The sequence below is a fragment of the Pseudomonas sp. JL2 genome (assembly GCF_031570495.1).
Classification (GTDB): domain Bacteria; phylum Pseudomonadota; class Gammaproteobacteria; order Pseudomonadales; family Pseudomonadaceae; genus Aquipseudomonas; species Aquipseudomonas rhizophila.
Genome location: NZ_JAKUDH010000003.1, coordinates 240,925 through 255,762, shown reverse-complemented (window position 1 = coordinate 255,762; position 14,838 = coordinate 240,925). Strand labels below are relative to the sequence as shown.

The following is a 14,838-nucleotide window of genomic DNA, read 5'->3' as shown; positions in this document are numbered from 1 at the left end:
TGATGGGCATTGACGAATCCGGCTCGTCCGAAGCGGGCACACAACCTACAGCACGCCGCCTGGGCGCCGCGTTCCTTGGCTTGCTGCACAGTCATGTCGAATTGTTCGGCATCGAATTGCAGGAACAGAAAGCACGCACAGTCAGCCTGTTGTTGTTCGCCGGGCTGGCGCTGGTATTTGCGTTGTTGCTGCTGGTGGGGCTGTCGGCGCTGGTACTGATCCTGGTATGGGATACCTATCGTCTGGCGGGGATTATTGGCCTGTGTCTGTTTTATCTGCTGGCCGCCCTGTTCTGCGGCCTGCGACTCAAAGCAGCGATTTATGACGAGTCCTCCCCTTTCCATGCCACTTTGGAAGAATTGGCCAACGACCGGGAGCGCCTGTTGCCATGAGCCTGCCTGATATTCCTCAAGCCCGGACACGCCAGGAAATGCGCAAGGCGCTGGTACGTCTGCGCATGGAAATGCACCGACAGGAAATCCGCCAGGAAACCCGTCAACTGTTGCAACCTCTGCAGCGGGTGCGCGGTTTCACACAGAGTTGGCACGAGGGCTTCGGCATCAAGCACGCGCCGCTCTGGGGCGTGGCGGCGGTGTCCTTGCTCGGTTTTCTCACCGGCAAACGGACCCGCAGCGGCCGTACCAGCAGCCTGACGGGACTGATCCGGCTGGCAACGACCCTGCTGCCGCTCATCAAGCTGGCCAAAAGTGTGCGCAAACCCTGACGTAGCAATAGCCTATAGGCCTTGCGAGGTGCCCCGCGAACCGCGAAGCTAGGACATCGACCTTATCAAACGGAGCAACCAGCCTTGGATTGGCACACCCTGCTGACTCGCGAGCGCCTCGGAAAAACGCTGCACAGCCCGGAAGAGTTGGGCCGCAGCCCGTTCCACAAAGACCATGACCGCATCATTTTTTCCGGCGCGTTCCGGCGCCTCGGACGCAAGACCCAAGTGCATCCGGTCTCCAGCAACGACCACATCCACACACGCCTGACCCATTCGCTGGAAGTCAGTTGCGTCGGACGCTCCCTGGGCATGCGCGTGGGAGAAACCATCCGCAGCGCCCTGCCTGAATGGTGCGAGCCAAGTGACCTGGGCATGGTGGTGCAATCGGCCTGCCTGGCCCATGACATCGGCAACCCGCCATTCGGTCATTCCGGTGAAGACGCCATCCGCTATTGGTTCCAGCAGGCCGCCGGCCGCGGTTGGCTCGACGCCATGACCGAGGCCGAGCGCAACGACTTTCTCAATTTCGAAGGCAACGCCCAGGGGTTCCGGGTGCTCACCCAGCTTGAATATCACCAGTTCGACGGTGGTACGCGGTTGACCTATGCCACCCTCGGTACTTACCTCAAATACCCCTGGACCGCCCGTCACGCGGACTCCCTGGGCTACAAGAAGCACAAGTTCGGTTGCTACCAGAGCGAACTGCCGTTGCTGGAACAGATCGCCCACAAGCTCGGCCTGCCTCAGCTCGAAGACCAGCGCTGGGCACGGCATCCGCTCGTTTACCTGATGGAAGCCGCCGATGACATCTGCTACGCGCTGATCGACCTGGAAGACGGCGTGGAAATGGAGCTGCTGGAATACCCGCAAGTGGAGTCGCTGCTTCTGGACCTGGTGGGCGACGATCTCCCGGACACTTACCGTCAACTTGGACCACTGGACTCGCGAAGACGCAAACTGGCGATCCTGCGGGGCAAGGCCATCGAACATCTGACCAACGCCGCAGCCAGGGCTTTCGTCGAGCAGCAGCAAGCGTTGCTGGCCGGTACGCTGCCAGGGGACCTGGTGGAACACATGCATGGCCCAGCCAAACGTTGCGTATTGAATGCCAAGGACATGGCGCGCAAGAAAATCTTCCAAGACAAGCGCAAGACCCTGCATGAGATCGGCGCCTACACCACGCTGGAAATCCTGCTCAACGGATTTTGCGGCGCCGCCCTGGAGCAACATGGCGGTCGCACGCCTTCGTTCAAGAATCGGCGAATTCTCGACCTGCTGGGTAACAACGCGCCCGATCCGAACGGTTCGTTGCATGGTGCATTCTTGCGGATGATCGATTTTATCGCCGGGATGACCGACAGCTACGCCAGCGAAATGGCTCAGGAGATGACGGGCCGTACTCGCCAATGAGAGGGCGTCGGCGGCAAGCCTGAATGCGAAGGCACAGTCATTGAGGTTTGGCAGGCCCGCCCTACGGGGCGGGGTAAACGGCAATGAAGCGTCGTACTCGTTTCTGAAAAGTCGGTGACCTGCCATTTAATACTGAATAAAACCCTTGCTCTATTTGTTTGTATAAACAACATACCGAAAGAAATCTCCCCTTCAAAACGGGCAATAATCCCCCTTCCTAGTTCATTCACCTACTAAAAACCCAATCACATCGTAGTACCCCGCCTCTTTTTTTGTAGGAAACTTCTGAAATTGAATATGTATGCCTGTCTCCTCATACGACCCCGGCATTAACTGGGCTAAGGTGCGCGCTTTATTAAGCTCGTAGGGACTTTATTCATGAACTCCGTTTTCATTGTCGACGACCACCCGGTCATCCGCCTCGCCGTTCGCATGCTCCTGGAGCATGAGGGCTATAAAGTCGTAGGGGAAACTGACAACGGTGTGGATGCGATGCAAATGGTGCGCGAATGCATGCCGGACCTGGTCATTCTGGACATCAGCATCCCCAGGCTTGACGGGCTGGAAATTCTCTCACGGTTCAACGCCATGACCACGCCCCTTAAAACATTGGTGCTCACCGCTCAGTCCCCAACGCTTTTCGGTATCCGGTGCATGCAATCCGGTGCCTCTGGATACGTTTGTAAACAGGAAGACCTCAGCGAGCTGGTCAGCGCAATCAAGGCCGTTTTGTCCGGTTATAACTATTTCCCCAGCCAGGCACTGAACCCGGTCCGCCAGGATGATCCTCGCAGCATAGAGCTGGATCTGTTCAAGAGCGTCAATGACCGAGAGTTGATGGTGCTGCAACTTTTTGCTCAGGGCCGCACCAATAAGGAAATAGCCAAAGGTATGTTTCTAAGTAATAAGACCGTCAGCACTTACAAAAAAAGATTGATGCAAAAACTCAAGGTCAAGTCCCTGGTAGAACTGATTGAAATGGCGAAGCGCAACGCGCTGGTGTGAGAAAAGACCGGATGCTCAAATGCATAAGTAGATGCCTCCTGCTATTAAGCGCGGGGTTATATGCGCACGTCCTCATGGCGACGCCGGGCACGCCCGAGCACTACACGCTTTTGGGTCGTTCGACGGCGGCTCATGTCGAGGTCCTGCTGGATGACGCTCACCGTAGCCTGTTACAGGACCGGCAGGAATTGGTACTGGGAACGTCTGCCCCTGATTATCCGCCCTTCGATCTGTCCACCAGCGGGCAAGACTACGAGGGCATGACTGCCGACTACGCCGGCGTCATCGCCAGGGCGATCGGTCTGCCAATGCGGGTTTTGCGTTTCGCTTCCCGGGACGAGGCCATTGCGGCCCTCAAGAATGGAAAAATCGACCTGCTCGGCACCGCCAATGGTTTCGAAGCGCGCACCCCCGGCATTGTGCTATCGACCCCTTATGCAGTGGACCAGCCCGTTCTCGTCACCCGGACGAATGAAAGCCGTTCCCTGACCGAAGATCTCCAGGGATTGCGGCTGAGCATGGTTTATCACTACCTGCCGCTGCGGGAAATCGAAAAGCTTTACCCCAAGGCAATCATCAGCACCTACCCCTCCTACCAGAACGCCATAAACGCCGTCGCTTTCGGCCAGGCGGATGTCTTTCTCGGCGATACCATTTCCACCCACTACATGATCAGCAAGGGTTACCTGAGCAACATCCGCATGGCCAGCTTCGGCAAGCATGAGTCCTATGGATTCGGTTTCGCGGTTCGAAGTCACGATACCCGGCTGCTGGAGGCCATCAATGCCACGCTGAACCAGATTTCCATCACCGAGCAAGCGGCCATTTCCAAACGCTGGAGCGCTGGCAGCGACTTGTATCTCACGGAACACAAGATACAACTGACCGCCCGGGAGCAACGCTGGCTGGCACGGCACCCGGTGGTGCGAGTCGTGGTCAACGAAACCGCGGCGCCCTTCACTTTTTTCGACTCCGATGGTGACTTTCGCGGCATCAGTGCCGACCTGCTGGAGCTGATCCGGTTGCGCACCGGCATCCGCCTGGAGATCCAACGCACTCAGAATGACAGCGAAATGATTGCCGCGGTCCTGAACGGTCAGGCCGACATGATTGCAGCGCTTTTGCCGAGCAGCGCGCGGCAGCAACAGTTGAAGTTCAGCCGCCCCTACGTCGACAGCTCATTCGTCCTGCTGACCCGCAAGCAAGCCGACACCCCGGCAACCCTCGACCAGTTCGGCGACCGAAGCCTGGCCATCACTCAAGGCAATCCGGTCATTGAATGGCTACGCAGCCAGTATCCGGACATCAAGATCATCGAAACCGACGACCCTCTCCATGCCGTTGAAATGCTCGCCAAGGGCCAGATCGACGGCAGCGTGAACTCTCTGGTCATGGCCAATTACTTCATCTCGTCGCACTCGTTGCGAGACACCTTGCAAATCAGCAGCACCGTAGGAACCCGCCAGGCCATGTTCTCGTTGGCCACTGCCAAAGACGCCGTGGAGCTGAACTCCATTCTCGACAAAGCCCTCACCAGCATCGACCCGGACGAACTGGGCGTGATCAATAATCGTTGGCGAGGTTACGTGTCGGCATCGGAACACGCGTGGCGCACCTATAACCGCCTGTTTTTCCAGATCGTCGCCGGCGTCGGCCTCTTGTTGCTGCTGTCGCTGGCATGGAATGCCTACATGCAGCGCCAGATCAGGCAACGTCAACGGGCGGAGCTGGCCCTCAATGACCAGCTTGAGTTCATGCACTCGCTGCTCAACGGCACCCCCCACCCGATCTACGTCAGAGATCGCAACGGTTTCCTGCAAAGTTGCAATGACAGTTACTTGCAGACGTTCAACGTGAAACGCGAAGAGGTCATCGGCAAGAACGTCATGCCTGGGTCCATGAGCAATGCTTTCGAAGCGCAGGAGTACCAGGCGGACTATCAGCGGGTCATGGCCGAAGGCACTCCGCTGGTCCTGGATCGCCCGTTACATATCGGGGCTGACAAGCTGACCATCTACCATTGGATTCTCCCCTATCGCAACTCAAACGCCGAAGTACAGGGCATCATTGGCGGCTGGATCGACATCAGCGAACGACGCCAATTGTTCGACGAACTGCGCGCCGCCAAGGAGCGGGCCGATAATGCGAACCGCGCCAAAAGCACGTTCCTGGCGACCATGAGCCATGAGATCCGCACCCCCATGAACGCGGTGATCGGCATGCTGGAGCTGGCTTTGAAACATGCCGACAAGGGCCATCTGGACCGTTCGACCATAGAAGTGGCGTACGAATCGGCTTCCGGCATGCTCGAGCTGATCGGCGACATCCTGGACATTGCACGGATCGAGTCAGGTCACCTGAGCCTGGCGCCCGAGCGGGTCAATCTCAGGGCCTTGCTGCAATCGGTCATACGGGTTTTCGAAGGCGTTGCTCGACAGAAGAACCTGGCATTGTCGCTGCTGTTCGACCCGGCCGAAGGCAACCCGGACGTCCTGATAGATCCCTTGCGATTCAAACAGGTGCTCTCGAACCTGATCAGCAATGCCCTCAAATTTACCGAACAGGGTCAAGTTCAAATCAAGGTCCAACTGTCTCCGGCCGCCCCGGATGACACCCTGCACATGCAACTGGAGGTCAGCGACAGCGGCATCGGCATCAGTGCGGCAGACCTGCAACGTCTGTTCGAGCCGTTTTCCCAGGTCGACAACACCGGCCGGATGGCGCGAACGGGCGCAGGACTTGGCCTGGTGATCAGTCGCAACCTGTGTCAGATGATGGGCGGCAGTCTGCACATGAGCAGTGAGCCGGGCATCGGCACCCGGGTCCAGATTTCACTGCAACTGACTACCCTGCCGACCACCACGGTTTGCGTGCCCCCGGAACCTGTCGTTGAAACGGCCACGGCCGCCTTGAGCGTTCTGGTCGTGGATGACCATCCGGCCAATCGCTTGTTGATGTCGCAACAACTGGAGTACCTGGGTCATCACCATCAGGTCGCCCATGATGGCGCACAAGGACTCAAAGCCTGGCATGAAGGGGATTTCGACCTGGTCATCGCCGATTGCAACATGCCCATCATGAGTGGCTACGAACTGGCCAGTTCGATTCGTCGCCATGAGTGCGAACGCGAACTGCCGCGCTGCACCATCCTGGGGTTTACCGCCAACGCACAACCGGAGGAAAAACAACGCTGCCGGGACGCCGGAATGGACGACTGCCTGTTCAAACCGATCAGCCTGAGCGCCCTGAGCCAATGGATGAAAACAGTCAGATCCACCAGCCGGCCCAAGGCTTTCAATGTGCAAAGCCTGCAGACCTTGACCGGTGGCAACCCCTTGTCCATCCGGCGCCTGTTGGAAGAACTGCTCAGCAGCAATCGCTCGGACCGCCGGGAGTTGCTCGATATTGCCCGCAGTGGGGACCGACAGGCACTGACCGAGGCCGCGCACAAAATAAAAGGCGTCGCCCGAATCGTGCAGGCGACCTCGTTGATACAAAGATGTGAGGCGCTGGAACACGCCTGCCACCAGGCACAGGGTGCGCAACCCATTGGCGAATGTACCGAGGCGCTCGACCAGGCCATGACCGAACTGGAGCGCGCCCTGGAAACAGAGATCGCCAAGGCAAAATAATCCAGCGTTTACTATGCTGATCGCTCAGCAGTGCGCACCAGGGGCGTTCTCGATTGGTTTCCCCCGGCGCGGCAGGGAATGAGTTGGGAACGCCCATCAACACTTGGAGTGACTGCAATGCCCAGCGCACCGCGTCCGCAACAACGCCGGTTCCCCTTGCACGTACACATCAGCGTGATGTTTACGTTGCTCCTGCTGCTGACCGGTGTGGTGCTAGGCATTTTCAACTATCACCAAACCACACAAATCATCCTGTCCAGCAGTGAAAAACTGTTCAACCGCATCGAGCAGGACGTACGCCTGGATTTGTATGACACCTATGAACCCATCCGCCACCTGTTGGGCCTGCTAGCCGATTACCCGGCGACACGTGAACCCAGGATCGCTCAGCGCCTGGCCCTGCTCGCCCCCTTCAGCCAGGCGCTGCGGGACAACCCGAACCTGGCGTCGCTGTACCTGGGCGACAGCAATGGCGACTTCCTGATGGTCCGTCCCTTGCGTACCGAAGCCCTGAAGACCGCGCTGAAAGCACCGGCCAACGCGGCCTACCAGGTCTGGACCGTGGATAGGACAGCTACCCCCGGCCAGGTTCGTGCCCAGTCGCTGTTCTACGACCAGAGCCTGACGCTCGTCAGCCGTCAGGACATTGCCGACGAATCCTACGATCCACGCAACCGAGGCTGGTTTCGCAGCGCGCTGGGAAGCGCCGAGCAAATCACCACCGAACCCTACGTATTCTTCTCCACCCAAAACCTGGGCACCACCCTCGCCCGGCGCAGTGGCGAACAGGCGGTCATCGCTGCCGACCTGACCCTGGCGTCCCTGTCCCAGACCCTGGCCAAGCACAGGGTGACCGCCGGCACCGAAATTGTGCTGCTCGACCCCCAGGGCAATACAGTCGCCTACCCCGACAGTCATCGGCTGATCACCGACATCCAGTCGGCACGCCTGATCAAGGCACGCGACCTCAGCCCGGCCATCGCCGCCGCACTCGACGACAACACCGACACCCCACGCCTGGAGGCTGGTGGACGCCAATGGATCGTTTCGCGCAGCCACATGCAGGAAGGCGGGCCGCAGGGCCTGGAACTGGCGTTGCTGGTCCCTGAGGATGAGTTGCTGGCCGATGCCTATCGCATGCGCTGGCAAGGCGCGCTGATTACCCTCGCCACTCTGCTCCTGTGCCTGCCCCTGGGCTGGTTGACCTCCAGGATTCTGGTCAAGCCCCTGCGCGCACTGGTGCAGGAGGCGGACGCCATTCGCAGCTTCGATTTCAACTACCCGGTGTCCCGTCGCTCCCCCGTGCTGGAGGTCGATCAGTTGGGCGTCTCGATGGCGCGAATGAAAGAGACCCTGGCAAGCTTCTTCGAAATCACCGCCAGTCTGCGCGCCGAAACCCGCTTTGCCCCGTTGCTGGAGCGGGTGCTGTTCGAAACAGTGAAAATCGGCCAGGCCCAGGCCGGCCTGATTTACCTGCGCGAGAACGATGACGATCAGGTCAGGCCCTATGGGTTGGTCATCGATGGAAGGCCTCGGGACCTTGCTGCCTTCGGCTTGCAAGGTCATGCGCTCAAGGCACAGGACAGCCCGCCATGGCTGCAGCAACTGGACGCCTCGGACAACCTCGTCACCTCGTTGGGCTTCGAGCAGGTCGGCGACCTCAAGAGTGTCCTGCTGGCACTGGATGCGCCACGGGTTCACCTGATCGGCATCCGCCTGCGCAATCGTCACCAGGAAACCGTCGGGGTTCTGGTGTTGCTGATAACCGACAGCGGCACCGAAGCCGACCTGGAAAAACTGCAGCCAGACCGCATCGCCTTCCTGCAGGCCGTGTCCGGCGCCGCCACCGTGAGCATTGAAGGCCAGCGCCTGCAAGCCCGGCAAAAACAACTGCTCGATTCGTTCATTCAACTGCTGGCTGGGGCGATCGATGCCAAGAGTCCTTACACCGGCGGTCATTGCCAGCGGGTGCCAGCCCTGACGCTGATGCTCGCCCAGGCCGCCGCTGCCAGCCAGGCGTCGGCATTCCAGGCCTACCGTCCCACGGAAGATGAGTGGGAAGCGCTGCACATCGCCGCCTGGCTGCACGATTGCGGCAAGGTCACCACCCCCGAATACGTGGTCGACAAAGCCACCAAACTGGAAACCCTGAACGACCGGATCCACGAGATCCGCACGCGCTTCGAGGTGCTCAAGCGCGACGCCTGGGTCGATTATTGGCAGGCCCTGGCAACGGGTGGCGAGCCGTCATCCCTGGCCCAGCGACGCGACGCCACACTGGCCAGCCTCGATGACGACTTTGCTTTCGTCGCCCGCTGCAACCTCGGCTCCGAGGCCATGGCCGACGCCGACCTGCAACGTTTGCAAGATATCGCCCAACGCCCCTGGACCCGGACCCTGGATGACCGCCTGGGGGTTTCCTGGGAAGAGAACCGGCGCCAGGCACGCACGCCCAAGCCTGCGCTTCCAGTCACTGAACGGTTGTTGGCGGACAAGCCCGAGCACCTGCTGGAGCGGCACGAAGCCGAGCTGATCCCGACAGACAACCCGTGGGGGTTCCAGCTCGACGTGCCGCCCTGGAAGTACAACCGCGGCGAGCTTTACAACCTCAGCATCAAACGAGGCACGCTGACGCGTGAAGAGCGTTACGTCATCAACCATCACATGGTGCAAACAATCCTGATGCTCAGCCAGTTACCCTTTCCCAGCCATTTGGGCAACGTGGCGGAGATCGCTGGCGGGCATCACGAGAAGATGGACGGCACGGGATATCCCAAGCGGCTCAAACGCGAGGAGATGAGCCTGCCGGCACGCATGATGGCGATTGCGGACATTTTCGAAGCACTGACGGCTGCCGATCGTCCTTACAAGAAGGCCAAGAAACTGAGTGAAGCCCTGGGCATCATGGCCACCATGTGCCGTGACGCCCACATCGATCCAGAGCTGTTCGGGCTGTTCATCGATGAAAAGATCTACCTGAGCTACGCCAACCAGTTTCTCGATCCGCGCCAGATCGATGAGGTCGACCCGGACAGCCTGTTGGACAAGGCTGGACTGAAGGCATGAAAGCCGCCGTTGTAGGCGCTGCCGAGCCGAACGCGGTCCGAGCTTTGGCCAACTGCTACGGCAAGCGGGTCAGCAGTCTGTCAGGCGCAGGAAGATATCGGCCAGTTGCTCGATACCGGCCCGGTCATGCTCGGTAAAACGTGCCAGTTTCGGACTGTCCAGGTCGAGCACGCCGATCAGGCGCCCGCCCTTGACCAGCGGCACCACCAGTTCGCTGTTCGACGCGCTGTCGCAGGCGATATGCCCGGCAAAGGCATGGACGTCTTCAACACGCTGAGTCTGGCGGGTCGCCGCCGCTGTCCCGCACACACCACGGCCAAAGGGAATTCGCACGCAGGCGATCTGCCCCTGGAATGGGCCCAGCACCAGTTCTTCGTTGCGATTGAGGTAAAAGCCGGCCCAGTTCAAGTCGTCCAACTGACTGAACAGAAAGGCCGAAAACTGCGCGGCATTGGCGATGAAGTCCCGCTCATCGGCCAGCAAGGACTCAAGCTGTGCCGCTAACAAGCCATAGCCGTCGAGACCTTCGCCCGTGCCTTTCAAATCGATCATGCCTTATTCTCCAGAAGTTTGAGGCCCACCCAATATCGGGCAAACTGATAAGCGCAACGTCCGTTGCGGTTGCCGCGCCCGGTGGCCCAACGCACTGCCTGCACATCCAGCGCTTCATCACGCTGCCAGGCCAGCCCGGCCTTGGCCGCCAGCTCGCCGATCCAGTGCTCCACCACGTTGAGGAAATGCTCCTGGGTAAACGGATAAAACGACAGCCACAACCCGAAACGGTCAGACAGGGCGATCTTGTCCTCCACGGCCTCGCTGGGGTGAAGCTCGCCATCGACCCGCTTCCAGTTCTCGTTGTCGCTTTCCTTTTCCGGCACCAGGTGACGGCGGTTGGAGGTGGCGTACAACAGCACGTTGTCCGGCGCCTGTTCCAGAGACCCGTCCAACACGCTTTTAAGAACGCGGTAATCGCCCTCCCCGGACTCGAACGACAGGTCATCGCAGAACAGCACAAAGCGCTGCGGCAGCTTTGCGATTTGTTCGACCACCCGCGGCAGATCGGCCAGGTGATCGCGCTCGATCTCGATCAACCGCAAGCCATGCTGGGCATGTTCGGCCAGCAACGCGCGCACCAGAGACGACTTGCCAGTGCCACGCGAGCCCCACAGCAACGCATGGTTGGCCGGCATGCCATCGATGAACTGGCGGGTGTTGCGACCCAGCTGTTCAACCTGACGATCCACGCCAATCAGGTCCGACAGGCGCATGTCGAGGCTGACTTCAAGCGGCAGCAGGTAACCACTGCGCCCGTCGCGCTGCCAACGGGCCGCCAGCGTTCGGGTCCAATCGATAGCCGGCCGTGGAGCAGGCAACAAGGGCTCTATGCGAGCCAGCACCGCATCGGCACGCTCAAGAAAAGCATTCAATCGAGAGTCCATGTCTTCTCCTCGGACAGGTTCACAGTGATGATGGCGCTACAGCGACGAAACGCCGTACCCAATGGCGGGTCTATCCCACACAACATAAACCGGCTGCATCGGTATTCAGAGATGATCAGCTATGCTTGAGCGGCGAAGGGAAACGTAAGTGGTTCATCATTCCATGGACATCAGATTCACCCAACGGCTGTCCTACAAGCAGGCCCGGCTGACCGTTCTGGTGGGTTTCGTGCTGGGTACTTTGCTCAGCCTGATGCAGATCGGCATCGATTATGCCAGCGAAGACGCGTCGATCAACCGTGAAATCCTGTCGCTGCTGGAAATCAGCCACAACCCGGCATCGCGTATCGCCTATAACATCGATGCCGAACTCGCCCAGGAGCTGTCCTTGGGCCTGTTGCGCTCACCGGCCATCATCGGTGCCCAACTGATCGATAACAACAACACCGTGCTGGCCAGCGTCAAACGCCCCGAACTGCAGAGCAGTTACCGGTTCATCAGCGACTTTCTCTTCGGTGCCCAGCGCCAGTTCGAAGACCGCCTCTATCTGGACCACCTGCCGGCCGAGTCCCTGGGCGTGCTGCGGCTGGAGGTCGACACCTATGCTTTCGGCAGCCGGTTCCTGCGCCGGGCCGAAGTGACGCTGCTCAATGGTTTCGCCCGCAGCCTGATCCTGACCGGTCTGCTGCTGGCGTTGTTTTATGTGATGCTGACCAAGCCGCTGGTTCGGGTCATCCGCGAACTGAGCAGCCGCGATCCCAGTAGCGGCGAGCAGAGTCGTCTGGAATGCCCCTCCGGCCACCAGCAGGACGAGATCGGTGTACTGGTCTCGGTGGCCAACCAGCAGTTCGAAAATATCGCCACCGAGATCCAGCAACGGCGCACGGCCGAAAATCGCCTCACCGATTACCTGGCGCAGTTGGAAAACATTGTCTCGGCCCGTACCGCCGAACTCAAAGCCATCAATGCCCGCCTCAGCCAGTCCAACGAGGAGTTGGAAGTGGCCCGGCGCACCGCCCTGGATATGGCCGAAGCCCGCTCCGTCTTTCTGGCCAACATGAGCCATGAGATCCGCACGCCGCTCAACGGTCTGTTGGGAATGATCGCGCTGTCACTGGATGGCCCCCTGACGGCCGAACAACAGCAACAGCTATCGATCGCCCATGACTCGGGCAAGGTGCTGGTTGAACTGCTCAACGATATCCTTGATCTGTCGAAATTCGACGCCGGTCAACTGGAACTCGAACGCATCCCGTTCGACCTTGGCTCGCTGGTCGAAGACACCGCCAACCTGCTTTCCCAGAACGCAGCTCCCAGCGTCGAGCTAGCCTGCCTGATCGACCCGGCGCTTCCAGCACAGGTCCTGGGTGACCCTACCCGGGTGCGCCAGATCGTCAGCAACCTGCTGTCCAATGCGCTGAAATTCACTCGCTTCGGCCGGGTCGACGTACGTTTGAGTCCACATGAAGACGGCGTGCGAATCGAGATCTGTGACACCGGCATCGGCATCCCCCAGGAAGCCCAAGCACGAATTCTCCAGCCGTTCACCCAGGCCGGTGTTGGCATTACCCGCCAATTCGGTGGCACCGGGCTGGGCCTGGCGCTGACCTACAACCTCTGTGAAGCCATGCAAGGCCAGTTGACGATCACCTCCGAGGCCGGTTTCGGCAGCCAGTTCTGCGCTGACCTGCCCCTGCCCTGCCATACCCCGGCGACGCCCGTCGAGCCCTTGCGCGGCAATATTGTGGCCATCACCGACCGCAGCAGCGGCCTGGCCGAATTGCTCAACATGCTATTGCCCGGCTGGGGGCTGGACTATGAAAGACGTTCGGTGGATGACGGATTGCTGGGCCTCAAGCCTGATGTCCTGATTACCGACTGCCCGGAATGCCTGTTCACTATGCGTCCCACCTTCGACGCGCCCATCCTGCTGGTCACCGCATATGGCAGTTTTCTGCCCAGCGAAGAAGCCGCCGCCCTCGCCCCCTTGTTACAGCAGGCCCGGCCCCTGGCGCGCCATGCCCTCTATCAGATCCTGCGTCGCGCCTTGCAAAGCGACGCCACCACCATCAATGACGCTCAGATCGAAACCCTGGCGCCGTCCAAACGCGGGCGGGTGTTGCTGGTGGAAGACAATCCGGTCAACCAACTGGTGGCCAAGGGCATGCTGGTGAAGCTCGGTTGCGAAGTCATCGTCGCGGCCCATGGCGCCGAAGCCCTGGACCTGCTCGAACAGAGGGATTTCAATTTGGTCCTGATGGATTGCAACATGCCGGTCATGGACGGTTACGAAGCCAGTCGCCAGATCCGTCGCAGCGGGCGCTGGCCGGATCTGCCGATTGTCGCACTGACAGCCAACGCCATGCCTGAGGAACGTGAGCGATGCCGGGCCGCCGGCATGAACGATTACCTGTCCAAGCCGTTTCGGCGCGAAGAGCTGGCGGCGTTACTGGACCAGTGGGTGCCGCTTACGTCAGCGCTTTGATCTGCCCCAACAGATGATCGAGACCGTCTCGCAACTCTCCCAGGCGGTCCAGGTCAAGCCCACTGTCGCATAACAGGCGGGCCTTGAGCGGACCGACCTGCTCACGCAATTCCCAGCCGGTTTGCGTAAGGCTCAGATGCACCTCCCGCTCATCGCGGGCCGAACGCTGGCGCTGAACCAGGCTCAGTTGTTCCAGGCGCTTGAGCAACGGCGTCAGCGTGCCCGAATCCAGCAGTAGCCGTTCACCCAGAGCCTTGACCGTGGGTTGTTCCGGCGCATTTATCTGCCACTCCCACAGCACCAGCATCGCCAGGTATTGCGGATAAGTCAGGCCGAGCTGATCGAGCATGGGCTTGTAGCCACGAATGACCGCCCGCGACGCGGCGTACAGTTTGAAGCACAACTGGCTGTCGAGTTTCAGCGCATCGACTGACAGATCATTCATTTGAGTAAGGCTTCGATCTCACCGGTCAGGTCCTGGGGTTTGGTGGTCGGCGCAAACCGCTTGACCACCTGGCCGTCCTTGCCGATCAAGAACTTGGTGAAATTCCACTTGATGCCCTTGGACCCCAGTACGCCGGGCGCCCGCTGCTTGAGCTGGACAAACAGCGGATGGGCATTGGCGCCGTTGACCTCGATTTTCTTGAACAGCGGAAAACTCACACCAAAGTTCAGCTCGCAGAACTCAGAAATTGCCCCCTCGTTGCCCGGCTCCTGCTTGCCAAATTGATTGCAGGGAAAGCCCAGCACCACCAGGCCCTGGTCCTTGTAGGTCTGCCACAACGCCTCAAGCCCCTTGTACTGGGGAGTGAAACCGCACTGGCTGGCAGTATTGACCACCAGCACAGCCTTGCCGGCGAAATCGGCGAGGGTCTTTTGCTCCCCCTTGATCGTGGTGCACGGGATGCTCAGCAGGTTGTCGCTCATGGCAAGGCTCCAGATGGGAAGAAGAGGACACTGAAGATAGCGAGCAATTAAATTGCATGCAATTTAATTATCCAAAAATACCCGCATCACAGATTGTGGGAGCCAGGCTTTGCCCGCGATGAAGGCGACACGGTCTTTCAGAGATCG

11 protein-coding genes are annotated in these 14,838 nt (G+C 59.8%); 7 read left to right on the top strand and 4 right to left on the bottom strand.

Annotated features, from left to right (window positions below):
- Positions 1-2 precede the first annotated feature (2 nt).
- From MKS85_RS06905 to MKS85_RS06880, 6 genes are all read left to right on the top strand, one after another.
- A complete protein-coding gene (locus MKS85_RS06905) occupies positions 3-392 on the top strand; it encodes a phage holin family protein (protein ID WP_047226384.1) in 390 nt (129 codons plus the stop codon).
- Positions 389-724 (top strand): hypothetical protein, encoded by a 336-nt coding sequence (locus MKS85_RS06900; RefSeq protein ID WP_047226383.1) that lies wholly within the window; start codon positions 389-391, stop codon positions 722-724. The genes MKS85_RS06905 and MKS85_RS06900 overlap by 4 nt, the downstream gene beginning before the upstream one ends.
- An 84-nt stretch (positions 725-808) precedes the next feature.
- The gene (locus tag MKS85_RS06895) at positions 809-2,137 is read left to right on the top strand and encodes a deoxyguanosinetriphosphate triphosphohydrolase (protein WP_047226382.1); all 1,329 of its coding nucleotides are present in this window, start codon (positions 809-811) and stop codon (positions 2,135-2,137) included.
- 378 nt (positions 2,138-2,515) lie between these two features.
- Positions 2,516-3,142 carry a response regulator transcription factor gene (locus MKS85_RS06890; RefSeq protein ID WP_047226381.1) on the top strand — a complete coding sequence of 209 codons (627 nt, stop codon included), beginning with the start codon at positions 2,516-2,518 and terminating at the stop codon, positions 3,140-3,142.
- 74 nt (positions 3,143-3,216) lie between these two features.
- Positions 3,217-6,774 (top strand): transporter substrate-binding domain-containing protein, encoded by a 3,558-nt coding sequence (locus MKS85_RS06885; protein WP_223194396.1) that lies wholly within the window; start codon positions 3,217-3,219, stop codon positions 6,772-6,774.
- Between the two features lie 117 nt (positions 6,775-6,891).
- Positions 6,892-9,840 carry an HD domain-containing phosphohydrolase gene (locus tag MKS85_RS06880; protein WP_107322175.1) on the top strand — a complete coding sequence of 983 codons (2,949 nt, stop codon included), beginning with the start codon at positions 6,892-6,894 and terminating at the stop codon, positions 9,838-9,840.
- A gap of 69 nt (positions 9,841-9,909) precedes the next feature.
- Here MKS85_RS06880 and MKS85_RS06875 read toward each other — a convergent pair whose 3' ends face one another.
- Both MKS85_RS06875 and MKS85_RS06870 read right to left on the bottom strand, forming a co-directional pair.
- Positions 9,910-10,392 (bottom strand): GAF domain-containing protein, encoded by a 483-nt coding sequence (locus MKS85_RS06875; protein WP_047226378.1) that lies wholly within the window; start codon positions 10,390-10,392, stop codon positions 9,910-9,912.
- On the bottom strand, positions 10,389-11,279 hold the full coding sequence (locus MKS85_RS06870; protein WP_047226377.1) for an ATP-binding protein: 891 nt from the start codon (positions 11,277-11,279) through the stop codon (positions 10,389-10,391). Before MKS85_RS06870 ends, MKS85_RS06875 begins: the two co-directional genes overlap by 4 nt.
- A 163-nt stretch (positions 11,280-11,442) precedes the next feature.
- Here MKS85_RS06870 and MKS85_RS06865 point away from each other — a divergent pair, with 163 nt between their 5' ends.
- Positions 11,443-13,764, top strand: coding sequence for a response regulator (locus tag MKS85_RS06865; protein ID WP_076385708.1), 2,322 nt, complete (start codon positions 11,443-11,445; stop codon positions 13,762-13,764).
- Here the strand turns inward: MKS85_RS06865 and MKS85_RS06860 are convergent.
- Positions 13,748-14,209, bottom strand: coding sequence for a MarR family winged helix-turn-helix transcriptional regulator (locus MKS85_RS06860; RefSeq protein WP_188251188.1), 462 nt, complete (start codon positions 14,207-14,209; stop codon positions 13,748-13,750). The two genes, MKS85_RS06865 and MKS85_RS06860, sit on opposite strands and share 17 nt — an antisense overlap.
- A complete protein-coding gene (locus MKS85_RS06855) occupies positions 14,206-14,691 on the bottom strand; it encodes a glutathione peroxidase (protein ID WP_047226374.1) in 486 nt (161 codons plus the stop codon). The genes MKS85_RS06860 and MKS85_RS06855 overlap by 4 nt, the downstream gene beginning before the upstream one ends.
- Between the last annotated feature and the right edge of the window lie 147 nt (positions 14,692-14,838).

Excerpts from the sequence above, each read along its gene's own strand:
- MKS85_RS06880 (WP_107322175.1), top strand. The coding sequence starts at position 6,892 with ATGCCCAGCGCACCGCGTCCGCAACAACGCCGGTTCCCCTTGCACGTA.
- MKS85_RS06860 (WP_188251188.1), bottom strand. The coding sequence starts at position 14,209 with ATGAATGATCTGTCAGTCGATGCGCTGAAACTCGACAGCCAGTTGTGC.
- MKS85_RS06885 (WP_223194396.1), top strand. The coding sequence starts at position 3,217 with ATGGCGACGCCGGGCACGCCCGAGCACTACACGCTTTTGGGTCGTTCG.
- MKS85_RS06865 (WP_076385708.1), top strand. The coding sequence starts at position 11,443 with ATGGACATCAGATTCACCCAACGGCTGTCCTACAAGCAGGCCCGGCTG.
- MKS85_RS06875 (WP_047226378.1), bottom strand. The coding sequence starts at position 10,392 with ATGATCGATTTGAAAGGCACGGGCGAAGGTCTCGACGGCTATGGCTTG.
- MKS85_RS06870 (WP_047226377.1), bottom strand. The coding sequence starts at position 11,279 with ATGGACTCTCGATTGAATGCTTTTCTTGAGCGTGCCGATGCGGTGCTG.
- MKS85_RS06855 (WP_047226374.1), bottom strand. The coding sequence starts at position 14,691 with ATGAGCGACAACCTGCTGAGCATCCCGTGCACCACGATCAAGGGGGAG.
- MKS85_RS06890 (WP_047226381.1), top strand. The coding sequence starts at position 2,516 with ATGAACTCCGTTTTCATTGTCGACGACCACCCGGTCATCCGCCTCGCC.
- MKS85_RS06900 (WP_047226383.1), top strand. The coding sequence starts at position 389 with ATGAGCCTGCCTGATATTCCTCAAGCCCGGACACGCCAGGAAATGCGC.
- MKS85_RS06905 (WP_047226384.1), top strand. The coding sequence starts at position 3 with ATGGGCATTGACGAATCCGGCTCGTCCGAAGCGGGCACACAACCTACA.